General features: G+C 62.9%; 21 protein-coding genes, 1 tRNA gene and 2 pseudogenes. 13 read left to right on the forward strand and 11 right to left on the reverse strand.

Going from position 1 to position 23335, the window contains the following annotated elements:
- The first annotated feature begins 128 nt into the window (after window positions 1–128).
- The 5 genes and pseudogenes from ACFX5Q_RS00320 to ACFX5Q_RS00340 form a co-directional block, all read left to right on the forward strand.
- Complete coding sequence (locus tag ACFX5Q_RS00320; RefSeq protein WP_006200641.1) at window positions 129–668, forward strand: sigma-70 family RNA polymerase sigma factor; 540 nt, start codon at window positions 129–131, stop codon at window positions 666–668.
- The gene (locus tag ACFX5Q_RS00325; RefSeq protein ID WP_404274494.1) at window positions 665–1384 is read left to right on the forward strand and encodes an anti-sigma factor domain-containing protein; all 720 of its coding nucleotides are present in this window, start codon (window positions 665–667) and stop codon (window positions 1382–1384) included. The genes ACFX5Q_RS00320 and ACFX5Q_RS00325 overlap by 4 nt, the downstream gene beginning before the upstream one ends.
- A 221-nt stretch (window positions 1385–1605) precedes the next feature.
- Window positions 1606–2163 carry a fasciclin domain-containing protein gene (locus ACFX5Q_RS00330; RefSeq protein ID WP_404274495.1) on the forward strand — a complete coding sequence of 186 codons (558 nt, stop codon included), beginning with the start codon at window positions 1606–1608 and terminating at the stop codon, window positions 2161–2163.
- A gap of 200 nt (window positions 2164–2363) precedes the next feature.
- Window positions 2364–2867, forward strand: a complete 504-nt coding sequence (gene msrB / locus ACFX5Q_RS00335; RefSeq protein ID WP_404274496.1) for a peptide-methionine (R)-S-oxide reductase MsrB — start codon at window positions 2364–2366, stop codon at window positions 2865–2867.
- Between the two features lie 36 nt (window positions 2868–2903).
- A pseudogene (locus tag ACFX5Q_RS00340) lies at window positions 2904–3029 on the forward strand (hypothetical protein); the annotation flags it as partial.
- A 118-nt stretch (window positions 3030–3147) separates the two neighbouring features.
- Here the strand turns inward: ACFX5Q_RS00340 and ACFX5Q_RS00345 are convergent.
- Together ACFX5Q_RS00345 and ACFX5Q_RS00350 are read right to left on the reverse strand one after the other, a co-directional pair.
- The gene (locus tag ACFX5Q_RS00345; RefSeq protein ID WP_404274498.1) at window positions 3148–4743 is read right to left on the reverse strand and encodes a DHA2 family efflux MFS transporter permease subunit; all 1596 of its coding nucleotides are present in this window, start codon (window positions 4741–4743) and stop codon (window positions 3148–3150) included.
- Between the two features lie 21 nt (window positions 4744–4764).
- Complete coding sequence (locus tag ACFX5Q_RS00350) at window positions 4765–5946, reverse strand: HlyD family secretion protein (protein WP_404274499.1); 1182 nt, start codon at window positions 5944–5946, stop codon at window positions 4765–4767.
- A gap of 145 nt (window positions 5947–6091) precedes the next feature.
- Between ACFX5Q_RS00350 and ACFX5Q_RS00355 the strand changes: the two genes are divergently transcribed.
- Window positions 6092–6823, forward strand: coding sequence for a TetR/AcrR family transcriptional regulator (locus ACFX5Q_RS00355; RefSeq protein ID WP_404274501.1), 732 nt, complete (start codon window positions 6092–6094; stop codon window positions 6821–6823).
- 54 nt (window positions 6824–6877) lie between these two features.
- On the opposite strand, the gene yihA is transcribed toward ACFX5Q_RS00355, so the two are convergent.
- The 5 genes from yihA to rpmH all read right to left on the reverse strand — a co-directional run bounded on the left by yihA (window position 6878) and on the right by rpmH (window position 10856).
- A complete protein-coding gene (gene yihA, locus ACFX5Q_RS00360) occupies window positions 6878–7537 on the reverse strand; it encodes a ribosome biogenesis GTP-binding protein YihA/YsxC (protein WP_192178205.1) in 660 nt (219 codons plus the stop codon).
- A complete protein-coding gene (locus ACFX5Q_RS00365; protein ID WP_404274503.1) occupies window positions 7534–8172 on the reverse strand; it encodes a CatB-related O-acetyltransferase in 639 nt (212 codons plus the stop codon). Before ACFX5Q_RS00365 ends, yihA begins: the two co-directional genes overlap by 4 nt.
- A gap of 350 nt (window positions 8173–8522) precedes the next feature.
- Complete coding sequence (yidC, locus tag ACFX5Q_RS00370; protein WP_404274504.1) at window positions 8523–10337, reverse strand: membrane protein insertase YidC; 1815 nt, start codon at window positions 10335–10337, stop codon at window positions 8523–8525.
- Between the two features lie 14 nt (window positions 10338–10351).
- A complete protein-coding gene (gene rnpA / locus ACFX5Q_RS00375) occupies window positions 10352–10705 on the reverse strand; it encodes a ribonuclease P protein component (RefSeq protein ID WP_192178208.1) in 354 nt (117 codons plus the stop codon).
- 16 nt (window positions 10706–10721) lie between these two features.
- Window positions 10722–10856: a 50S ribosomal protein L34 gene (rpmH, locus tag ACFX5Q_RS00380; RefSeq protein ID WP_008833937.1), complete on the reverse strand. Its 135-nt coding sequence runs from the start codon at window positions 10854–10856 to the stop codon at window positions 10722–10724.
- A gap of 275 nt (window positions 10857–11131) precedes the next feature.
- Between rpmH and ACFX5Q_RS00385 the strand changes: the two genes are divergently transcribed.
- Together ACFX5Q_RS00385 and ACFX5Q_RS00390 are read left to right on the forward strand one after the other, a co-directional pair.
- Window positions 11132–12619, forward strand: a complete 1488-nt coding sequence (locus ACFX5Q_RS00385; RefSeq protein ID WP_404274516.1) for an ATP-binding protein — start codon at window positions 11132–11134, stop codon at window positions 12617–12619.
- Between the two features lie 282 nt (window positions 12620–12901).
- A tRNA-Arg gene (locus ACFX5Q_RS00390) sits at window positions 12902–12978 on the forward strand.
- A 364-nt stretch (window positions 12979–13342) separates the two neighbouring features.
- Here the strand turns inward: ACFX5Q_RS00390 and ACFX5Q_RS00395 are convergent.
- Window positions 13343–14542 carry a pyridoxal phosphate-dependent aminotransferase gene (locus ACFX5Q_RS00395; protein WP_404274518.1) on the reverse strand — a complete coding sequence of 400 codons (1200 nt, stop codon included), beginning with the start codon at window positions 14540–14542 and terminating at the stop codon, window positions 13343–13345.
- Between the two features lie 27 nt (window positions 14543–14569).
- A pseudogene (locus tag ACFX5Q_RS00400) lies at window positions 14570–16112 on the reverse strand (acetolactate synthase large subunit).
- Window positions 16113–16169: 57 nt separating this feature from the next.
- Here ACFX5Q_RS00400 and ACFX5Q_RS00405 point away from each other — a divergent pair.
- Together ACFX5Q_RS00405 and ACFX5Q_RS00410 are read left to right on the forward strand one after the other, a co-directional pair.
- Window positions 16170–17141: a LysR family transcriptional regulator gene (locus tag ACFX5Q_RS00405; RefSeq protein WP_404274519.1), complete on the forward strand. Its 972-nt coding sequence runs from the start codon at window positions 16170–16172 to the stop codon at window positions 17139–17141.
- Between the two features lie 200 nt (window positions 17142–17341).
- Window positions 17342–17731 (forward strand): hypothetical protein, encoded by a 390-nt coding sequence (locus ACFX5Q_RS00410; RefSeq protein WP_192178210.1) that lies wholly within the window; start codon window positions 17342–17344, stop codon window positions 17729–17731.
- 207 nt (window positions 17732–17938) lie between these two features.
- On the opposite strand, the gene ACFX5Q_RS00415 is transcribed toward ACFX5Q_RS00410, so the two are convergent.
- Complete coding sequence (locus ACFX5Q_RS00415; RefSeq protein ID WP_404274521.1) at window positions 17939–19594, reverse strand: ATP-dependent Clp protease adaptor ClpS; 1656 nt, start codon at window positions 19592–19594, stop codon at window positions 17939–17941.
- 152 nt (window positions 19595–19746) lie between these two features.
- On the opposite strand from ACFX5Q_RS00415, the gene ACFX5Q_RS00420 reads away from it, so the two are divergent.
- From ACFX5Q_RS00420 to ACFX5Q_RS00430, 3 genes are read left to right on the forward strand one after another with little or no spacing between them, the layout of a single operon-like run.
- Complete coding sequence (locus ACFX5Q_RS00420; RefSeq protein ID WP_404274522.1) at window positions 19747–20469, forward strand: NUDIX hydrolase; 723 nt, start codon at window positions 19747–19749, stop codon at window positions 20467–20469.
- 21 nt (window positions 20470–20490) lie between these two features.
- A complete protein-coding gene (locus tag ACFX5Q_RS00425; RefSeq protein ID WP_404274524.1) occupies window positions 20491–21474 on the forward strand; it encodes an SPFH domain-containing protein in 984 nt (327 codons plus the stop codon).
- Window positions 21475–21484: 10 nt separating this feature from the next.
- Window positions 21485–22381 (forward strand): hypothetical protein, encoded by an 897-nt coding sequence (locus ACFX5Q_RS00430; RefSeq protein WP_404274525.1) that lies wholly within the window; start codon window positions 21485–21487, stop codon window positions 22379–22381.
- A gap of 23 nt (window positions 22382–22404) precedes the next feature.
- Here ACFX5Q_RS00430 and ACFX5Q_RS00435 read toward each other — a convergent pair whose 3' ends face one another.
- Window positions 22405–23289, reverse strand: coding sequence for a sigma-70 family RNA polymerase sigma factor (locus tag ACFX5Q_RS00435; protein WP_404274527.1), 885 nt, complete (start codon window positions 23287–23289; stop codon window positions 22405–22407).
- Window positions 23290–23335: the final 46 nt, after the last annotated feature.

Raw genomic sequence — 23335 nt, forward strand, 5'->3', positions numbered from 1 at the left:
CGGAGGCTAGCCGCAGGCGATTTCCTTGGCAACGGCGCATGATTTGTCGGCGGCAAGCAGGCGCGCCTGGGTGGTGAACAACATCGTTTCCGCGATTGCAAATATAACGCAATCGCCTAATTTGCGGCATGGCGCCGCAGGACATCAGCAAGCTGATCGTCCGGACTTCGATGAAGGACCGGGCCGCGTTCGATCTGCTCTACAGGCAGACAAGCGCGAAACTTTTCGGCGTCTGCCTTCGTGTATTGAACGACCGGGGAGATGCGGAAGAAGCGCTTCAGGAAGTCTTCGTCAAGATATGGACCAAGGCGGACCGTTTCGCTGTCTCTGATCTGAGCCCGATTTCCTGGCTGGTGGCCATTGCGCGCAATCATGCGATCGATCGCATCAGGGCGCGGCGGGTGCCTGCCGCCCATATCGATGCCGCGCTCGACGTGGCCGATCCGGCGCCGGGACCGGAGGCCATGGTTGTGGCGGGCGGTGAGTCCGAACGCATCTACCATTGTCTCGATGAACTTGAAAAGGACCGGGCGGCGGCCGTCCGGGGCGCCTATCTCAACGGCGAAAGTTATGCCGAACTTGCGGAGCGCCATCGCGTGCCGCTGAACACGATGCGTACCTGGCTGCGGCGCAGCCTGTTGAAGCTCAGGGAATGCCTGGAAAGATGACGCTGGCAGAGGACAACGGACCGGAACGTGGAGGCGACGACCTGTTCGCCGCCGAATACGTTCTTGGCGTGCTCGCCACGGACGAGCGCCAGATCGCGGCCCGCCGCATCGACACCGAATCCGGTTTCGCCCGCCTGGTCGACAGCTGGGAAGTGCATTTTTCGCCGATGGCCGCCGCCTATCCCGAGGTAGAGCCTCCGGCCTCGGTCAAACCGGCGGTCGACCGCCGGCTGTTCGCCTCCTCGTCGACTGCGACACAGCCAAGCGCCGGCCTCTGGTCGAGCCTTGGCTTCTGGCGCGGCCTTGCCGCGTCGGCCGTCGCCGCGCTCGCCATCTACGTCGCCGTGCCCTACCTCAACCCGCCGGTCGTTGCGCCGCAGGAGCGGCTTGTCGCCTCGCTGGCGGCCGACGGCAGCGACGTCAAATATCTCGTCGTCTATGACGCGGCGCGCCGCGATGTCGGCCTGTCGCTGGTTTCCGGTGAGCGTGCCGCCGGCAAGGACTTCGAGCTGTGGATGATCGAGGGCAAGAATGCCCCGGTCTCGATGGGCGTCATCCCGGCTGGCCAGATCACGCACCTGGCGGTTACGCCGGCTGTCCAGCAGAAGCTCGCGCAAGGCGCCGTGCTTGCCGTCAGCGTCGAGCCGACAGGTGGCTCGCCGACCGGCCAGCCGACCGGGCCTGTCGTCGCCGCGGGCGATCTCAAAGGCATATGATCTCCCATTTTTGACTTGCGGCATAAGCAGATTTCAAATCTATCTGCCATGGTAGTTGGATCCTGCAAGCATGCAAGCTGGCAAAAGATCGTACGGGGAGATTCCATTCATCAGCCTTCGAGGCAAAACTTTTTTGTCGATCGACGAAACTCACGCCTTTCTACCCCGTATCTCCTTGCGTTCCCAAAAACGGGAAACAATATCCAGAGGAGATAGAAATCATGCGTAAACTCGCCACCCTTTTGCTTGCCGGCACGATCGCCGTTTCCGCGCTCGGCGCTGCAGCCTATGCCGCCAATCCGATGGTTGGAGGCGCCCCGATGTATGCCAAGAAGAACATCATCGAGAACGCCGTCAATTCGAAGGACCACACCACGCTGGTTGCAGCCGTCAAGGCAGCCGGCCTGGTCGACACCCTGCAAAGCGCCGGTCCCTTCACCGTGTTCGCGCCGACCAACGAGGCCTTCGCCGCGCTTCCGGCCGGCACCGTCGAAACGCTGCTCAAGCCCGAGAACAAGGACAAGCTGACCAAGATCCTGACCTGCCATGTTATCGGCGCCAAGGCGCTGGCGGCTGACGTGACCAAGATGGTCAGCGATGATGGCGGCGCGCACAAGGCCAAGACCGCCGGCGGTTGCGAACTGACGCTCAAGGCCGATGGCGGCAAGGTCACCGTCACCGACGAGAACGGCAACGTCGCCAATGTGACGATCGCCGATGTCGAGCAGTCGAACGGCGTCATCCACGTCATCGACAAGGTTCTCTTGCCGAAGATGTAACAAAGGGCCTGCTGCCGGCGAACTGGCAGCAAGCACCCTGCCGATCGCGCGGGTCAATGACCGCGCGATCGGCAAGCGTTCGCTCCGCAGCGTTGCTCCAGGGATGGAGCCGGTGCGGAGTGTTCGTTTTCAGGACCGTCACCGGCTTTTGATTTCCGGCTGGCGGTCTAATCTGGCAAATTGATAGCAGGAGGAATGGCATGACCCGTCGCGACTTTCTCTGGAGCGGCGCTGCCGCCATGGCATTGTTGGCCGGCACGGCGGCAATGCTGCGCATGGGAGGGCCCAAGGATGCGCTGGCGGCCCAGACCTTCGAGGTGACCAAAACCGACGCCGAGTGGCACGCCATCCTGTCCGACGCGGCCTACAACGTGCTGCGCAAGGAAGGCACGGAATACCCCGGCACCAGCCCGCTGCTCAACGAGCACCGCAAGGGCGTTTTCGCCTGCGCCGGCTGCGACCTGCCGCTCTATTCGTCCGAGACCAAGTTCGATTCCGGCACCGGCTGGCCGAGCTTCTGGCAGGAGATCCCCAATGCTGTCGGCAAGACCGTGGACCGCTCGCTCGGCATGACCCGCACCGAAGTCCACTGCCGCCGTTGCGGCGGCCATCTCGGCCATGTCTTCGACGACGGGCCGCCGCCGACCGGCCTGCGCCACTGCATCAACGGCGTCGCACTGACCTTCAAGCCGGCTGCGGCCTAGATCAGGCGAAAATTTGGAATTGCGGCTGTGAGGCGAGCGGTTACTGCCCCCGGCGCCGTGCTTATCCGGCCCGACGGCTATGTGGCCTGGGTTGGCGGGCCAACGCCGACGCCGCTGGCCGACGTGCTGACCAGATGGTTCGGACCGCCTGGCGCGGCATAGCACCGGCATAGCCAATGTCCTGATATGGAGGGATGGTTTGATCTTTTAGCATGACCCCGGAAATCGTTTCCAATTTCCGGGGTCATGCGCGAGAGCGCCAGGCGGGGTTCCGGCGCTCTCAATGGCCTCCGCCGCCACCGCCGCCCTGTTCGGGCGGCTTGCGGATGAACAGGACGAAAAGCCCCAGCGTCGCGAACAGCACCGTCAGCATGAAGAACACGTCCATGAAGGACAGCAGCGCCGCCTGCTGCTGGACCATGCCCGACAGTTTGGAGATCGCTGCCTTGGAGGCATCGAGCCCGGCGGTCTGCTCGAAGTTGAGCGTCATGTTCTGCAGCTTGGTCTGGGCCTCGGCGCTGCCCCACTGCACATGTTCGGCAAGCCTTGCATAGTGGAAGGCGTTGCGGTCGATCAGCACCGTGTTGATGAGGGCGAGGCCGACGGCGCCGCCGAGATTGCGGGTGAGGTTGAACAGGCCCGACGCATTCTTCAGCCGATCCGGCGGCAATGTGCCCAGCGCGATGTTGTTGATCGGCACCATGCACAGCATCATCGAACAGCCGCGCAGGATCTGCGGGATCAGCAGTTCATAAAAATCCCAGTCAGCGGTCAGATGCGTCATCCACCACGTGCCGGTGGCAAAGCCGAAGAAGCCGATCATCATCATCAGCCGCAAATCGATCTTGTTCGACAAGATGCCGGCGACGGGCGCGGTGAAGAACATCGCCAGGCCGCTGACGAACAGCGCCTCGCCGATCATCATCGAATCGTAGCCGCGGATACGGCCGAGGAACACCGGATAGAGATAGGTGAGTCCGTACAGGCCGATGCCGACGACGAAAGAGAACAGCGAGCCGAAGGCGAAGTTGACGTTGCTGAAAGCCCTGAGGTCGACGATCGGCTCCTCGGCGGTGAAGACGCGCCAGAAGAACACCACCGCGCCGACGGTCATGATGATGGCGCAGGCGAAAACCGCCGGCTCCTGCAGCCAGTCGTGGTTCGGGCCTTCCTCCAGCACATATTCCATGCAGCCGAGGAAGGCGGCCATGCCGATCAGGCCCCACCAGTCGAACTTGCTGAACAGCTTGAGGTTGGGCTTGTCGAAATCGATCAGCGACCAGGCCGCCGTCGCCACCAGGATGCCCGGCACGACATTGATCAGGAACAGCCAGTGCCAGGACATGGCGTGGCTGATATAGCCGCCGACCGTCGGGCCGATGGTCGGCGCCAGCGTCGCCACCAGGCCGATCATCGGCGAGACGAAGGCGCGGCGCGACGGCGGGAAGATGGTGAAGGCGGCAGCGAAGACGCTGGGGATCATGCCGCCGCCGATAAAACCCTGGATGGCGCGGTAGACGATCATCTGGTCGATGTTGGTGGCCGTCGCCGCCAGCGCGCTGGCGGCGGTGAAGCCCGCCGCCGAAACCGTGAACAGCACGCGCGTCGACAGCATCCGGCTGAGGAAGCCGGACAGCGGGATCATCACCACCTCGGCGATCAAATAGGCGGTCTGCACCCACGGGATCTCGTCGGAGCTGGCGCTGAGGCCCGCCTGGATCTCGGACAGCGAAGCCGAGACGATCTGGATGTCCAGGATTGCCATGAACATGCCGAACACCATCGCCAGGAAGGCGATGACGCGGCGAACCGGTATGTGGTCGGCCTGCGCCGGAATGGCCGGTACCGATCCTGCGGTCAGGGTTGCGGTCGCCATGACACTGCTCCCGAGGTTCGCTTACTTCGAGGCAGCCGGCGCGGTGCGGCTGTCGACGGCGACGACGACGCTGAGGCCTGCCCGCAGCCTGCCGGTCTTCAGGACGTCCGCCGGCACGTCGATGCGCACCGGGATACGCTGCACGACCTTGGTGAAGTTGCCGGTCGCGTTTTCCGGCGGCAGCAGCGAGAACACGGCACCCGAGGCCGGCGCCAGCGACGACACCGTGCCTTCGAAATCCTGGCCGTCGGTCGCATCGACCGAAATCCTGACCTTTTCGCCGGGCACCAGCCGGGCAAGCTGCGTCTCCTTGAAGTTGGCGACGATGTAGAGCTTGTCCATCGGCACGATGACCGCGAGCTTCTGTCCGGGGCTGACCAGGTCGCCCTGTTCGACCGAACGATTGCCGACGACGCCGTCATAGGGCGCCTTGAGCACGGTGAAGGAGAGGTCGCGTGCCGCCTTGTCGTGGCTGAGCTGCAGCGAGGCCAGCGTGCTGGCAGATTCGGCGCGCTGCGCCTCGAGCACGCCGATATTGGCCTGCGCCGCCGCGATCTGGGCGTCGGCACCGACAAGCGCGGCCTTGGCCTGATCGAGGGCGGTCTGGGCGTCGTCGAGCTGCGCCTGCGTGCCGACATGCGTCTTCAGCAATTGCGCCGCGCGCTGCTGGGCGCGACCGGCATTGTCGGCCGCGGCTTGATCGGCGGTCTTCTGCGCCTCAGCCTGCTGGAGCGAGGCCTGTGCAGCCTTGGTCTGCGCGTCTATGCGGTCGAGCGTCTTGCTCAAGGTGGCGATCTGCGCCTCAGCCTGGGCTACGGCTATCTTGTAGTCGCCGGAATCGATCGTCAGCAGCGGGTCGCCGGCCTTGACCTGCTGGTTCTCGCTCACCTTGACCTGGTCGACATAGCCGGAAATCTTCGGCGAGACGAACGCCATGTCGGCCTGGACATAGGCGTCGTCGGTTGAGATCATGAAGCGGCCGTCGGTCCAGTAATCGTAGCCGTACCAGGCGCCGGCGCCGAGCAATCCGAGCCCGATGATGGGCAAAAGCAGGGAGCGCACCGAGCGCTTCTTCTTCGCCGGCGCCTCGGCCGGTGCGTCGGTGACGGGCTGCAAGGGCACTTCCGGCGCTTCGGTCGACGGCGCGACCTTGGCATTGGGGAATGGACGGACTTCGGCGGTGACGGGCGCGTTCGAGGACATGATATCTCTCTATCGGTCTATATAAGCGAAACCTGTTAGACTGAACCGTTCGGTTCGATATGGGCGTTGACTTAGCGCCAAAACGGGCCCATATCAAGGGCAATCGAACCGTTCGGTTCGAATTATTTTGCGAGGTGTGACTTTTATGGCCGAAACACTATCCGACACCGGCAAGGACCAGTGCGATGTGCTGGACAGCCTGCGTCGCGGTCGCCCGGCGGCCGGACAGGATCCGGTCAAACGCAGCCAGATTATCGAAGGCGCCCGCCGCGTCTTCATCGACAAGGGCTTCGAAGCCGCGTCGATGAACGACATCACGCGCGAGGCCGGTGTCTCCAAGGGCACGATCTACGTCTATTTCGCCAACAAGGAAGAGCTGTTCGAGGCGCTGATCGAGGAAGAGCGCGGCACGATCTTCAAGAATATGTACGACATGCTCGACCGCGCCGACGATCTTCGCCAGACGCTGGTGAAGTTCGGCAAGGTGCTATCGCTCAAGATCACATCGGCCAAGGTGATCCAGGCGCAGCGCACGGTGATCGGCGCGGCGGACAGAATACCCGACATGGGCGCGCGGTTTTACGAACGCGGCCCGAAACGCGGCCATGACAGGGTGGCGGCTTTTCTCAATGCCGCGATCGAACGCGGCCTGCTCAAGATCGACGATGTCGATCTTGCCGCCTATCAGTTCACGGAACTCTGCCTGGCCGGCCTTTTCCGCCAATGCATGTTCGCCTACCGTACCAAGGCCCCGAGCCAGGAGGAAATCGACCATGTCGTCAGGTCGGGCGTCGCCATGTTCCTGAAGGCCTACGGCACCGAAAGGCTTGCCGAGGAAGAAAGCCACCAGATGATTGCGCTGGAGGCGAAGCGCTGACTTGTTGGCGCAATTCCGGACGGAAAACCGCTACACACTTTTCTTGGAATTGCTTTAGCCACCATTGGCGGCGAGCACGATCGCTGCGCGCAATTCCTCGAGGCCCTCGCTCTTCTCCGACGATGTCGCCAGAACGAACGGAAACGCTGCCGGCCGCTTCTTGATCTTGGCAAGCGTCTCCTCGATCAGCCGCGGCACGCCGGCCGCCTTGATCTTGTCGGTCTTGGTCAGCACGATCTGGTAGGACACAGCCGCCTTGTCGAGCAGCGACAGCACTTCGTCGTCCTTGGCCTTGATGCCGTGGCGGGCGTCGATCAGCACATAGACGCGTTTCAGCGTCACGCGGCCCTTGAGATAGTCGAAAACCAGCTTCGTCCAGTCGTCGACCTTTTCCTTCGGCGCGCTCGCATAGCCGTAGCCCGGCATGTCGACCAGCGCCATCGGCGGCAGGTCGGTGCCTTCGCCGGAAAACCCGCCCGGCACGAAATAGTTGAGTTCCTGCGTGCGCCCCGGCGTGTTGGAGGTGCGCGCCAGCCCCTTTTGGTTGACCAGCGCGTTGATCAGCGACGACTTGCCGACATTCGAGCGGCCGGCGAAGGCGATCTCCGGCGGCCCCTCCGGCGGCAGGAATTTCATCGCCGGCACGCCGCGGATGAAGATCCAGGCCTGCGTGAACAGTTCGGGAGCGATCACGGTCTTGTCCAGGGCGTTCAAACGGCGGCCTCCAGCCGGGCAATGTCGGCGCCCCTGATGGCATTGAGGTTGCGGCTGATCTTGTCTACCGGCCAGTTCCACCATGCCGCCATCAGCAGCCGCCGGACTGTCTTGTCGTCGAAGCGCATTTTCACCACCTTGGCCGCATTTCCGGCAACGATCGCATAGGGCGGCACGTCGTGCGTGACAACCGACTTTGCCGCGACGATGGCGCCATGGCCGATCGTCACACCGGGCATTATCACCGCGTCCATGCCGATCCATACATCATTGCCGAGCACCGTGTCGCCGCGTATTTCCTTCGACCATGTCTTTGGGTCGAAACCCTCTTCCCAGCCATGGCCGAAGATGTTGAACGGATAGGTCGAGAAGCCGGACATGGCGTGGTTGGCGCCGTTCATGATGAAGCGCGCGCCCTCGGCGATGGCGCAGAACTTGCCGATGATCAGTCTGTCGCCGATGAACGGGTAGTGGTGCAGCACGCAGCGCTCGGCAAATTTGTCGGGCCCGTCCGGGTCGTCATAATAGGTGAAGTCGCCGATTTCGATGTTCGGCGCGTTGACCAGCCCTTTCAGGAAACCGACGCGCATATGCATCGGGATCGGATGCTTGATGTTTGGGTTGGGTCCGCTCATGGCCTGGCTCCGTATCATCTCGGGCAGGTCCAAAATAGCGTGATTTGGGGCGAGATAAACCGGGGTCCCGCGAAGGACGACAGGACCCCGGTCGCCGGGACGGCCTCCCAAACACCGGCGCGTCTGCGCCGGAAGCCGTCACCGTGGCGTGGTGTCTTGCCGCGACTGATAACATGACGATCGGCAAACCCCTTCGCAGCTTCCCTCAAGCCGCGCGCGCTGCGAGGTCGCAACACAACAGCTACGGCGCGCGGCGAGCCGGAGTTTCGCCGGTTACAAAATGTGATCCGGCAGCAAAAACCCCGGACGAACCGGGGTTTTCGAAACCTTGTGGGGGTCGGGGGCGCCCGCTATTCCGCGGGCGAGGGTTTCTTGCGGAACAACGCCACCAGATTGTCCCATAGCTCGATCTTGGCGCCCTGGCGCTTCATGATCACGCCTTGCTGCAGGATCGACAGCAGGTTGTTCCAGGCCCAGTAGATGACCAGGCCGGCGGGGAAGCCCGCCATCATGAAGGTGAAGATCACCGGCATCCAGGTGAAGATCGCGGCCTGCGTCGGGTCCGGCGGCGTCGGGTTCATGCGCATCTGCAGGAACATGGTGATGCCCATGACCAGCGGCCAAACGCCGATCATCAACATATGCGGCAGCGTGATCGGAATGAGACCGAACAGGTTGAACAGCGATGTCGGATCGGGTGCGGCCAGATCCTGGATCCAGCCGAAGAACGGTGCGTGCCGCATCTCGATGGTGATGTAGAGCACCTTGTAGAGCGCGAAGAACACCGGGATCTGCAGCGCCACCGGCCAGCAGCCGGCGATCGGATTGATCTTCTCCGTCTTGTAGAGCTCCATCATCGCCTGCTGCTGCTTCATCTTGTCGTCCGCGTATTTCTCGCGGATCTCGAGCATCTTCGGCTGCACCTTCTTCATGTTCGCCATCGACGCGTAGGACTTGTTGGCGAGCGGGAAGAAGATGGCCTTGACGACGACGGTAGTGGCGAGGATGGCCAGGCCGAAATTGCCGAAGAATTTGTAGAGCGTGTCGATCAGCCAGAACATCGGCTTGGTGATGAAGTGGAACCAGCCCCAATCGATCAGCAGGTCGAACCGCTTGATGTTGCGATCCTCGGCATAGGCATTGATCTTGGCCACTTCCTTGGCGCCGGCGAAGACCTCGGTCTCGACGGTTGCCGACTGGCCGGCGTCGACATTGATCGGGTCGGTCAGGAAGTCGGACTGGTAGCGATGCCGGCCATCCTCGAAATAGGCATAGCGTGGCTGGAACGGTTGCTTCTCGGTCGGCACCAGCGTCACCGCCCAGTACTTGTCGGTGATGCCGAGCCAGCCGTCGGTCGACTTGCCCGGCTGGAACTGCTTGTCCTTTTCGATGGACGCGTATTTGTGTTCCTGCAGGCCTTCCGTACCGGTGAAGCCGATCAGGCCCTCATGCAGCACATAGATGCTGGCGACGGCCGGCTTGTCGAAGCGGGTGACGCGGCCGTAGTTGAACAGCGAGACGGCGGTGGCGCCGGAATTCTGCACCGTATCGGAAACGGTGAACATGTAGTCGTTGTCGACCGAGAAGGTGCGCTTGAAGGTCAGGCCCTTGTCGTTCGAATAGGTCAGCGTCACCGGCGTCGCCGGCGTCAGCGTTGCATTGCCGTCAAACTTCCACACCGTGTCCGCGCCCGGCACCGCGCCGGTCTTGTCGTTACCGACAAAGCCGATCTCGGCAAAATAGCCATTGGGCAGCACCGACGGGTTGAGCAGTTCGATCTCCGGCGAATTCTTGTCGACCGTTTCCGTGTAGTGCTTGAGCTTGAGGTCGTCGAGGCGCGCGCCGGTGAGGTTGATCGAGCCCTCGAGGCTCGGCGTGTCGATCTTGACGCGCGCCGTCGCCGCCAGCGCCTGCTCGCGGCCGGCCGCCGTGACGGCTTCGCCGCCGGGCGCGTTGGGAATGGCGCCCTGCGGCGGCACCGGCGTTCCGGCAGCACCTGGATTGGCGCCTTCGGCGGCCTTCTTCTGCTCAGCCACCCGCTGCTCTTCGATGCGGGCCGCCTCGCGCTGGGCTTCGACGCGCGGGTTCATGTAGAACACCTGCCAAAGCGTCAGGATCAGCACCGACAGCGCGATGGTGATGAAGAAGTTACGATTGTTTTCCATCGAAAGCCCTTGGCCTATCGTGTTCCGCGCAGTCGGCGTGAGAGTTCGGCCTTCAACTGGCCGAACGGAATGGTAAGCACATCTTCACGCCCGACGATGACATAGTCATTGCCGGGCGCCATGTCATCGGCCGCATGCGTGCGCACGGCTTCCCTGAGCCGCCGCCTGACGCGGTTACGGACGACCGCATTGCCGACCTTCTTGGTGACGGTGTAGCCGACGCGCGGCGCAAGGTCGTCGCCACGGTCGAGAACTTCAACGAGAAAAAGCCGCCCGCGCCGCTTTTCACCGCGGCGGACGGCCAGAAAATCCGCGCGCTTCAGAAGCCGCTTGGGATTTGGTCCCACTGGCTTGCCGGTTGCGGGCAACGATCTCGTCTTCCGTTCAGGCGCTGAGCCGCTTGCGGCCGCGGTTGCGGCGAGCTGCGACGACGCCGCGACCACCCTTGGTGGCCATGCGGGCACGGAAACCGTGCCGGCGCTTGCGGACGAGTTTAGACGGTTGGTAGGTACGCTTCATTTGTTTTAATACCGCGGGGTGCGGCCCTTCTTGATTCTGTCACTGTGTAACAGGAGCTTTGCCGGGCCGGTTTAGGCGCGATCGAAACCGCGCCGGGACGAATGGCCCGAGCGTGAGCGGGCTTATAGAAAGAAGGGTTTTGGAAGTCAATCCGGGGCGGCGGGCCGGGTTGTCGCGGTCTTTCGGGCGACCATATTTGTTCGCCCAAGGATGAAATTGGCAAAAAAGCCGCAATCGCCTAATCTTGGCTGTTCAAGTGTTTGTGAAGACGCTGCATGAGTGAAGCCCTAGCCACGGACGAAAAAGCCGGCCCGGCGACCACCGCCGCCCGTACGGTGCCGCTGTCGCGTGGGCTGTCGACCAAGCTTCTCCTGCTCACCATCGTCTTCGTGCTCTTGGCCGAAGTCCTGATTTTCCTGCCCTGGATCGCCAGCTACCGGTTGAGCTGGCTGAAGGAGAGGCTGGGCACAGCGGCCGCGGTATCGGTCGTGCTGGTGCAGGGCGAGCCCAATTCGCTGTCGCGCACCGCCCAGAACGACGTGCTGATGGCGATCGGCGCCAAGGCGATCGCCGTGCGCGACGGCGGCGTCTCCAGGCTCCTGGTGGTGTCCGACATGCCGCCGCAGGTCGACGAGCACATCGACATCGCCAGTGTCGGCCTGGTCGAGGGCATGAGAGGTGCGCTCGACACGCTGTTCTTCGGCGGCAATCGCATGCTGCGCGTTTTCGGGCCGGTCGGCGAGAGCGACAAGGAATTCGAGCTGATCATGCCCGACTACGCCTTGCGCAACGCCATGCTCATCTATTCGCGCAACGTCGCCTTCGTCTCGCTGCTGATCTCGCTGTTCACCGCCATGCTCGTCTATGCCGCGATCGACTTGATCATGATCGGCCCGATCCGCACCATGACCCGCTCGATGCTGTCCTTCTCCGAGGCACCTGATGACCCCGGGCGGATCATTCGTCCGGCCGCGCGCGCCGACGAGATCGGCGTTGCCGAGCGCGAGCTGTCGCAGATGCAGGAACGGCTGCAGAAGATGCTGACCGAGCAGAAGCACCTCGCCGATCTCGGCCTCGCCGTGTCGAAGATCAATCACGACATGCGCAACATCCTCGCCTCCGCGCAGCTGATCTCGGACCGCTTGCGGCAGGTGAAAGATCCAACCGTGCAGGCCTTCGCGCCAAAATTGCTGCGCGCGCTTGACCGCGCCGTGTCCTATTCCGAAGGCGTGCTGGCCTATGGCCGCACCCAGGAGCCGCCGCCCTCGCGCCGGCGGCTGCGGCTGCGCCAGCTGGTCGAGGACGTGCACGGCCTGCTCGACATCGAGGAAGGCATCGAGTTCGTCAATGCCGTCGAGCTGGCCTTCGAGGTCGACGCCGATTCCGACCAGCTGTTCCGCGTGCTCACCAATCTTTGCCGCAACGCCGTGCAGGCGATGGCGGCGGACACTGAGGGCGCCGTGGTGCGCCGGCTGGCGGTATCGGCCGAGCGCATGGGCAGCGTCAGCCGCATCATCGTCACCGACACCGGCCCCGGCCTGCCCCCGAAGGCGCGCGAGAACCTGTTCGCGGCCTTCCGTGGCTCGGCGCGCAGCGGCGGCACCGGCCTTGGCCTGGCCATCGCCTACGAGCTGATCCGCGCCCATGGCGGCACGGTCGAGCTGGTCGAGAGCATCGGCGGCCGCACCACGTTCGCCGTCACCATCCCCGACCAGCCGGTCCGGTTCGACCAGGCGCGCGGCAGCCTGCGCCGCCCGGCCTAAGGTGTGTTGAGATTCAGGTGAGGCCGGCCTGCAGATGGCGGTTTCCTGCGCTTCCGGTGCTCACGTACTAAAAGTACGCTCCGCTCCGGTTCTCGGAATCCGCAATTTTCGGCTCGGCCTGACCTGAATCTCAACACACCTGATCCGCACTAGCGGAGCGCCTGCGACAAAACTTTTGCCGGATCGGCTTGCTTTTCGGAAATTCAGTCGCTAGGGAACACGTCTCGTCGCGGCCGGTCGTCACGATCGGATCGCGGGGCTATGCAAAGCATGGCCTGTTGCGCGCCCGTAGCTCAGCTGGATAGAGCACCAGACTACGAATCTGGGGGTCAGGAGTTCGAATCTCTTCGGGCGCGCCAAATTTTCAAGGACTTAGCAGAACGCCGCAGACCAAATAGAGAGATTAGTCTGCGATTTGGTCTGCGGAAGCGCAAGATCTTTGGTCGGCATCCGAGGCATCACCCGCGGGAGGTGGAATGGCCCGCAACGGGTCCCGCACTACTCGTGGGCTGACAACACCAATTTGGCGGTTAGCCGATCACGTCTCCGTTCCCAGGTCCTCGAATCGGCAGAATCTGGTCTGTCGTGCTAACCGAGCGACGCTCCCGAGTGACGCGAAGCCGAATCCCTGGACCCACGACGAGAAGGCTTTCGCGCCCGCCCTCGACTCACGACTACGCGGCATGCGCAGGCGTCTCGTTATGTACGGATCGCCAGAAGCGCTTAGCGAAGGCAGGCCGCGAAATCGCGCAGGATGCCTGCCGCTCTGGCGAGGGAATTTTCCGACGCTGCGAAGGACAGTCGGAACGCCGGGTCATGCTGAAACGCAGCGCCGTGCACAACGGCCAGACCGTGATGCTCCAGCAACGCTCGAACAACGTCGAAACTTGACGTGAGCACGCCCGCTTTTGGGTGCATCTTTTTCAGCATCTCTCCGCAATCGAGATACAAGTAAAAGGCACCGCCGGGCGGAACGACTTTCAGGCTTGGGGCATCTTCGAGCGCCGCCATCAGCCGTTGTCCCCGGTGGCGATAAACGGCGTTGCGTTCCGCCAGCAACGTCTTCGGGCCTTCAAGTGCGGCCACCGCCGCAGCTTGCGAGATCGTGCAGGGGCTCGAAGTGCTATTCGAGATGACCTTGCGCATTGCGAGTATCACACCGGCAGGTGCTGCCGCCCAGCCGATCCGCCACCCCGTCATCGCATAAGCTTTCGATACCCCGTTGATTGTGACCGTGCGGTGGCGAAAGTCCGGAGCGGCGGCGAGGAATGAGACGTAGGGCTCGCCGGTGAAAAGGATGTGCTCGTAGATCTCATCTGAGATCACCCACACATCCGGATACTCGCGTAGCACCTCCGCCAGTGCTTCGAACTCTGTGTGGCTGTAAGTTGCGCCGGCAGGGTTTGAGGGCGAGTTGATCACGATGGCCCTCGTTCGGGCAGACAGAGCCGCCCGCAGGGCCACTGGTGTGATCCTGAAGCCATTGTTCGCCTCGCCTCGCACCAACACTTTCTTCGCGCCCAACATGCCTAGCATCTCGGCATAGGAGCCCCATGCCGGCGTGAGCAGAACCACTTCGTCGTCCGGATCAACCAGTACCGTGAGAGTTGTGTGGAGAACGGTTTTCGCCCCAGCTCCGACAGAGATTTCCTTCGGCGAGAAGTCGAGTCCGTTCTCACGCTTGAGCTTGCGGCAGATTGACTCTTTGAGGGCGGCAGTGCCGTCGATCACCGTGTACTTTGTGTCACCCGCAAGCGCGGCCTGGTGAGCAGCTTCCTTGACGTGTTCTGGTGTGTCGAAGTCGGGCTCGCCCACGCAAAGATCGACGATCTCACGCCCCTCGGCACGCAGGTCCTTCACCATCGCGAACACACGCGAGATGGCAGACAGCTCGAAGTTTTCTAAGTTGCGGCTGAGTTTCACGGTCGGCGTTCGCCTGTTGGGATTGGGCTAGATAGTCAGATCAATGAGGAAGGGCGCTCTGTGCCTGAAGCTCTGCTCCATCAAGTCGGCACAGTCCTCCAGGGTGCTGGCTCTCGCAGCCTCGACACCCATGCCCTTGGCGAGCCTCACCCAGTCGAGATCAGGGTTGGATAGGTCGAGCATGCCCATCGCCGTTGGTCCGGGCTTGGCGCCTACGTTGTCAAGCTCGCCGATCAGGATGTTGTACTTGCGGTTGTTCAGCAGCACGGTGGTGCAAGGCAGCTTCTCTCGTGCCTGCGTCCAAAGCGACTGCAAGGAGTACATAGCCGAGCCGTCGGCCTGTAAGCTGATGACGCGCCGCTCGCCCTTGCCTGCAACGGCAGCACCCGTCGAAACCGGAAGGCCATCCCCGATCGCGCCACCGCCAAGATTGAGCCAGTCATACGCCGGGGCGGCGTGTGTATATTTGTAGAAATCGCGGCCGAACGAAATGCTCTCGTTCGAGACAATTGCATTCTCCGGCATGACCGCGGCCAGCGTGATAGCCAGCCCTTCCTGTGTCGGTGCGCCCCGCACTAACTCCGGTCGCGGACCGGGGTCGGGGATGGCAATGTCCGGAGCACCCAATTCGTCGACAAGTGCCTGAAGGGCAGCGACGGAGTCCTGCTCAAAACGAGAGAGCACGTGAATTTGGGCGCTTGATGGATATTGCGTCGAGGGCTTGCCCGGATAGGCAAAGAAGCCAACAGGCGCCTTCGCGTTAACAAGGATGATGTGCTCATACTTTGCGAGCACCTGAATCGCGGCGTCAGTGGCGTAAGGTACGCGCTCCAACTGCAAGCGGCCCCGGCCACGCGCCATATGCGCATTTGAATAACTCGCAAGAAGGTGCGCACCGGTCGCTTGTGCAACGCGCCATGCCAGCGGCTGCGACGGCGCGAGAGTCGCCTGATCGGCGAGCAGTACCAGCACATTTTTGTTAGCGCGTAGAACGCGCGCTGCGTTCTCAATTGCTAAGGGATCGACCGGTGGGGTCGGAGGCACGGCCAACCGATCGCCAACGACGCCCCCCCGGATTCCATGAGGCGTCAGCGGGCAGGATCAGGGTGGCGATCTGGCCAGAGGCCGCATTCGCCGCCTGCACTGCAACAGCAGCGTCTCGACCAACTTCGTCGGCACGGATGCTGGTTCGAACCCAGTGCGAGACAGTTCGAGCCATGCCTTCGGTGTCGGCCGTAAGCGGCGCGTCAAAGGGGCGGTGATAGGTCGCCTGATCGCCCACGATATTGACGATGCCGGCACGGGCGCGGCGGGCGTTGTGCAGGTTGCCCATCCCGTTCGCCAGGCCGGGCCCACAATGCAGGAGCGTTGCGGCCGGCTTGCGTGCGATGCGGAAGTACCCGTCCGCCATTCCAGTTACGACGTTCTCCTGCAGGCCAAGAATACAATGGATGCCGGGGACTTTGTCGAGAGCTGCTACAAAGTGCATCTCGCTTGTGCCGGGATTGGCAAAACAGGTGTCGACCCCGCTTCCCAGCAGAGTCTGAACGAGACTCTCAGCTCCATTCATCTCGCGTTGGTCCCACGGGTTCTCTCCAATCGAGAGGAGAGTATGCGAGCCCAAATCATGCTGAAATCTAATTCTTTTTATTCCTCGCATAAGAGCTTGTTATGTGTTGAAGTGGGCAGCAATGACCGACGCCGCCCCATGTCCCGCAACCTAGACGTTGCCCTGCTACGGACCTTCCTCACCATCGCCGAGGAAGGCCAAATGACGGCCGCTGGGCGCAGGCTGCACCTGACGCAAGCCGCAATCAGCCAGCAGGTCCGACGCCTCGAAGAAAGCCTCAACTGCAAGCTATTCTTCAGAGGAAATCGTTCGCTCCGACTGACCCCGGCAGGAGATCGCCTCCTGTCCGGCGCACGCGCCATCGTCAAACTGAATGACGATGTTCAGGCCGAGATGAGCGAGCCGCCCATGCTCGGCGAAGTTCGCTTGGGCGCACCAACTGACATTGTGAATAGCTTTCTTCCCACTGCGCTCCGCGTCTTTGCGCGGGAGTACCCGCGCGTGGAGGTTACATTGGTTTGCCGAACTTCGCCCAAGCTCACAGAAGACTGGCTGAGCGGCGAGATCGATATCGCCATCGTCGAAGAACCGGTCGGCGCTGCAAAGTACTCGGCCTCGAAGGAGTGTCTGTTGGTCGATCGTCCCGTGTGGATCGGCGCGAGGAACGGAGAGGCCTTCAAACGTTCGCCACTGCCCGTGTCGCTTAGCAACGAAACAAACGCGCTACGTCCGGCGATGGTTCGAGCGCTTCAGGAGGGCAAGATCATATTTAGAACCGTTTCCGAGGTCGGCACGATGGAGACCGTGAGCGCCACGGTTAGGACTGACCTAGCCGTTACCGCAGTTCTCAGATCAACCGTGCCCGATGATGTCGACATTCTAGGCGGTCGAGCAAGTTTGCCTGAGCTTCTTCATTTCGAAGTCAATATGCTGGGGTCCAAGGAGCCGTCCGATCCCGTAGCGATGGCACTCTGCAACACGATCAGAGACGCATTTGCACTACAGCGCCGAACCCTCGGCATTGATTGAGCCGGATCGAGGAGCGCCAACCTTTCGGCGTCACAGAGATGCTGCTGACGATAACGCAAGCTATGTTGCAACGGCGACATCGTCCGGAGCGAGCAGAGTGGCCTTGTCGGCATATTCGGCGGTGCGCTTCAACGCCTCGTCACCGCACTGCCGCAAAAGAGGCGCAACATTTCCCGATCGGCTGATGATTGGAGTGATAGATGAGGCGCGAGGTAGTTCTTGGCGTATTGACTGCGGCCAATTTGGTTTTGCTCTTGGGAATCGGGTTGACGCAAGTTTTGCCGGCGACCGCACAGGGCGGCATGGGCATCCTTCGCGGCAGCGCCTTCGAGCTCGTGGACCCCCGGGGGCGGGTGCGCGCCAGCCTGTCCATCCAGCCCGAGGTCGAAGGGGCGAGCGAAACCGTGCTGTTCCGGCTGATCCATCCAAACGGCCAGCCCTCGGTAAAGATCAGTGCTTCGATGACTGGAGCGGGCTTAAGCTTCGTCGGCGGCGACGACGAGAGCTACATTATCCTCGAAGCGGACGGGCCCGAAAGCCGGCTCAAGATGGTGGAGCAGGGCGGGCGCGAGCACCTGGTCTCGCCCTAGCCGCCGCGAACGGTCGTAGTAGCCTTGGCGAGCCCCCGGTGGTCGACGGAGGCGTTCGCGGACCGACGGCAGCAATATCAGAGTGCTCCAGCGGAGACGTAGTTATCACTTTCACGCTGGCGCGCCATTTTGCCATCGGTTCGAACTCCGTCGTTCCACCAAGGCAACGAACAGATCGCTGTCGCCTGCCCGCAATTCGACACCGGCTCAGCAACTTGATGGGCCCTCGGTTGCTCCGCCAAGCAGCTTCACGTTTAGCCGGCCGCCGGTGAACAGCATGTCGTCGAGGGCTTCGGCCAGATCTTTGGAGGTCACAGCCTCTCCATCGCCATGCATGATGCTCGTTTGCGCGGTACGGCGCATAAGCTCCTTGATGAAGGCTGCGCTGACGCCCTTCGTGCGCGCCACAGCCTCGCCCACGATCTTGTCGGAAAGTTTTAGCCCGCCGCCATACAGGCGCACCAGCTTCTCCCGGCAGTCGTCGTCCGGCAGCGGCACCTCGATAGCCTGGTCGATACGTCCCGGCCTCCCTGTGAGAGCATCTTCAAGTTGTTCGGGCCGGTTGGTGGTAAGGATGAACAGGATGTCGGCATTGTCCTTTAGCCCGTCCATCTCGTTGAGTAGGGTGTTGAGGAGAGACTCTTCGCACGGACTCCCCATATTCTCTCGGTCGCGGGCAATGAGGTCCACGTCCTCAATCACCACCGTAGCCGGCTGCAGCAGGCGCGCCAGGGTCATGTATTGCGACAGTAGGCCCATCTGGCCGGCAGTTATGATGAGTGTCGTATGACCAGGGAGATTGGCGGCGAGGTGGCGAATGGTGTGCGTCTTGCCGGTGCCCGGCGGGCCGTAGAGCAAGATGCCCTTGCGCGTCGATTGCCCAAGCTGTCTCAGCGCTTCCCGGCTCTCGATGAACCGGATCACGTTGCGGTCGAGAAGCTTCAGAGTCCGTTCCGGCAGGATGATCGCGTCGCGCCGCACTTGCGGCAAGCGATGGACCATCACGCCTTTGGAGCGGCCGCGATAGTCACCTTCCGTTTCGAGTGAGAGAACTTTGCCGCGGTAGGAGCGCGCGGCATTGATAGCGGCCTCCAACTCAGAGAAGCAGCGGTCCACCAGGGCCACGCCACCCTCGCCGGCCGGCACGGCAATCTCGACGCAGGTTCCGGCCTCGTGACCGTACTCACGGTGAAAGGACAGCACGACCGCGTAGTGCAGATCTCCATCCCGATTGAGCCACAAACCATTGCTGAGACACTTTATTGGTTCGCTTTCGCCGATATCGACATCTTGGTATTGCGCTGCCGAGATGGTGACGGCGAACTGTCCGTCTTTTGTCAGCGCGGCATAGGTCAGCGTCTCGTAGCGATGTTGCTCGTAGAGGCCGAAGAAGCGAACAGGCGAGGTTGAGAACAGTTTGTCGAGCGCTACCTGCACGTCGGCGCGCATATGGCCGGGAAACTGGCGGGAGGTTGCGATGATCTCATCGTGCGCCAGCCCGCCAAAATGCCAGGCGATTGCCTCATAGGCATATTTGAACTTTTTGTCACGCGAAGTCCGCGCCGGATGGCCGGCGGTGGTCGTGTTTTCGGTTCCACTGGGAGCGGTGGTGATACGAAGCGGGTGACCGGCTGCTTTGATGCGCTGCTGCGCTGTGTCCAGCATCGCTTTCGCGATTGCGAAAGGATAGCTGCCGCACACAGCCTCTCCCTCCTGCGCCACTGTCGCGGCGAAGGCCTCGGCCTCCGCCTCCGATCGGTCGAAGACAGAACGAACGAGATCGACGACAAACTCCCACGGAGTCTGGTCGTCATTGTGAATGACAAGCTGCAAATCGACTGCCTCGGCGGGAGTATTGCGCAATGGGATGGCTCACTTCTCGGGCTGTTGGTGACCAACAATATCTGCGCCACGTTGCATGAATTGTTAACGACTTGACCCTTCCATCGCGCGCTTCGTTGACATATATGCACACAAGATATATGTATCTTGCATATTAGACTGATAGCGCACCAATGGACGAGACGGATTTCCTCAGGGGTTACGACCCGAACGCGTTCCAGCGGCCGTCGGTGACAGTCGACCTGGTCCTGCTGGGGGTGCGGAATGGAAAGCCTGCCGTCCTGTTGCTCAAGCGCGATCAGCAGCCTTATCAGGGCCGGTGGGCGCTGCCGGGCGGCTTCGTCGGCATTGACGAGACGCTTGACGCCGCTGCCGAGCGGGTGCTCCGCGAGAAGGCCGGGATCGGCCACGCTTATCTCGAGCAGCTTTACACGTTCGGTGCGGTTGATCGTGATCCGCGCATGCGCATCATCAGCGTCGCCTATCTCGCGCTGCTCACTGAGACGGCCTTCGCCGCCGCGCTGCAGGCGATGCCTGCCCTGCTGCCGGCCGCGATCCAGGTGCCGTGGTCCGGCGAGGCCGGCGGCCCTGTAAGCGTTGTGTCGCCGGAAAACGGGGCGCTGACGCTCGCCTTCGACCATGCCGATATCCTGGCGACGGCGGTGCTGCGGCTGCGCGGCAAGCTCGACTATTCGGATGTTGGCTTCGCGCTCCTGCCCGAATTGTTCACGCTGCGCCAGTTGCAGGATGTGCATGAGGCAATTCTCGGCACGTCGCTCAACAAGCCGGCCTTCCGCCGCCGCCTGCTCGACAAAGGCTGGCTTGCTGCCACGGGCGCCCATGAGGCAGGCACGGCCTATCGCCCGGCAGAGCTTTACCGTTTTCAACGTCCGTAACCGATTGAGGGAGAAACCATCATGGCTACGATCCGCAACTTTGGCTTGATCGCCCAGCTTCGCAGCGAGGCAAGCAGCCACATCATCCGCTATCGCAACGGTCGCGTGATGCAAAATGGCCGCGGCCTGGTCTTTTGGTTCGCGCCTGAAACCGCCAGCATTGCCGAAGTGCCGATGGACGACCGCGAGATGACGCTGTTCGTCAAGGGCCGCAGCCAGGACTTCCAGACCGTCACCGTGCAGGGCACGGTCGGCTGGCACGTCGTCGATCCGCAACGACTGGCCGAACGCGTCGATTTCAGCATCGACCTGAGAACCGGCAGAACGCATGGCGAGCCGATCGAGACGATACAGGCGCGCATTGCCGGCATCGCCAATCAGGCGGTGCAGCAATATCTGGGGCAGGCGCCGGTGCGCGGACTGCTCGATGCCGGCCCCGCGCCCTTGCGCGAGCGGCTGCAGGCGGTGGTTGCCGCCGATCCGGCGCTGACGGATATCGGCGTCGCCGCCGTCACGGTACGGCTCACCAACCTCGTTCCGACAAGCGAGCTCGATCGCGCCTTGCAGACGCCGACCTTCGAGGCGCTGCAGCAGAAGGCCGACCAGGCGACCTTCGAGCGGCGGGCACTCGCCGTTGAGAAGGAGCGCGCCATTGCCGAGAACGAACTGGCCACCCGAACGGAACTGGCGCGGCGCGAGAAGCTCTTGATCGCCGAAGAGGCCGAGAATGCCCGCAACCGCGCCACCGGCGTGGCGGAAGCGCAGCAGGTGGAGGCGGCGGCCGAAGCCGAGCGTATCCGCGCCGTCGAAGGCGCCAGGGCCGAAGCGGAGCGGCAGCGCATCGCGATCTACCGCGACCTGCCGCCGGCCATCCTGCTCGGCCTCGCCGCCCAGCAGCTCGCCGGCAAGCTGGAGAAGATAGAGCATGTCAATGTGACGCCGGACCTGCTCGCCACCGTGCTTGGCGAATTCCGCAAGGGCCAGGCACTCGTCGATGCCCGCTGAAGGGGCGAAAATGGCGGTGAACCGTCCCCGCGCCGTCTTCGTGACGCGTGAGACCGACTACGAGCTTCTGGTCGCGCGCCACGCCACGCGCGATCAGGCTCGCTTCTTCCTGCAGACGCGCGGCCAGCGCATCGAGGATATCGAGGCCCGCCACCATGCCTTCCACGCGGTCCTGGCGGCGGCTCGGGGCTCGGTGCCCGCGAACTGGCGGCAGGCTTTGGTCCGGCGTGCCGACCTTGACCGGTTCCTCTTCGCCGCGGACGACGTCGTGGTGCCGGTGGGGCAGGATGGGCTGGTTGCCAATGTGGCCAAATATCTCGATGGGCAGCCGGTCCTCGGCGTCAATCCGGCACCGGATCTCTATGACGGGGTCCTGGTAAGGATCGGCGTCGGCAGGCTGGCCAGGTTGCTGGCCGCCAGCATCGCTGGCGATGCAGTCGTGGAATCCCGAACCATGGTCGAGGCCGAGCTCGACGGCGGGGAAACGCTTCTCGCGCTCAATGAAATCTTTGTCGGCCACCGCAGCCACCAGTCGGCCCGTTACCGGATCGAGGCCGAGGGCGAAGCGGAGGACCATTCCTCCAGCGGTCTCATCGTCGCCTCCGGCACCGGCGCGACCGGCTGGGCCCGCTCGATCATGGACGCAACGCATCTCGATCTGGAGGTTGGCCGTGAGGAGCACGCGGTCGGCTTCTGGGTGCGCGAGCCCTTTCCAAGCGTGGCCACGGCCACAAGGCTGCGCGCCGGAAAGATCACCGAAAGGCCTCTTCTGATCACCTCCCGGATGAATGAAGGCGGCGTGATTTTCGCAGACGGCATCGAGCAGGACTTTATTGCCTTTGACTGGGGCAGGCGTGTGCGACTGTTGCCGGCCTCCCGAGTGCTGCGTCTTGTCGTCGACCAGTGAGCAGGCCCTCCTAGGGCAACCATCTAATCATCGATCGGGCGGATATCCGCATCGACGACGCAATAGGGCGCGTAGCGGAAATCGCGGATCGCGATCACTTGCTCGTCCAGCCACTCGACCAGCATGAAGCCGCGCACCGCGCCGTCAGGCGTCTGCGGATCACGGATCAGGACCGCCGGCTGGCCTTCGACAAAGCCCAGCGACAACGCCCAGTCACTGGCGCGGTCGTAATTGCCGAAATAAGTCGAGGCCTGCGCCTTGCCGCTGAGGCGGGTGCGGTTGACGACCTCAAGCTGGATATCCTCGGCGATCAGCGCCCTGACCGCATCGAAGTCGCGCGCGTTGAACAGGTCGACATAGCGGCGCAGGCGCCGCTCGTCGTCGGCATCGAGCCTCGGCATGACCGTCTCCTCCGATGCCAGCGCTCTCAACTCGCCCCGGCCGCGATGCAGCGCCGCCTTGGTGGCAGCCAGCGTCGCGCCCGTCACCTCGCAGGTCTCGGAGAGGCTGAGGCCGAGCACATCGACGAGGATCACGGCGCTGCGCTGCGCCACCGAAAGCTGCATGAAGCTGCGCAGGCTGGCTGCAGCGGCGAGCCTTGCGTCGGCAACGGCGGAAGGATCCTCTATCGTCGTCATGTCGGCCTCGGTCATGCGCGACCGCTCCCGCTGGCGCCGGCGCAGATGGTCCTGCGCGGCATTGTGGGCGATGCGAAACAGCCATTGCTCGGGACGTTCGACCACGGCGTTGCCGTCGAGCGCCTGCAGCGCCTTCAGCATCGTCTCCTGCACGATGTCCTCGCCGTCGATCACCGAACCCGACATGCGGGCGCAGTAGCGATGCAGCTTCGGGCGCAGTCCAGCAAGCATCGCCTCCAGTGTCGCGCGGTCGAGTTTTTGTGTGCTCATTGTCCTCGTTCTCCGCGTGGCTGGTCCAGACGCCATACCGGCACCC

Source organism: Mesorhizobium sp. IMUNJ 23033 (assembly GCF_044778005.1).
GTDB classification, from domain to species: Bacteria; Pseudomonadota; Alphaproteobacteria; order Rhizobiales; family Rhizobiaceae; genus Mesorhizobium; species Mesorhizobium amorphae_A.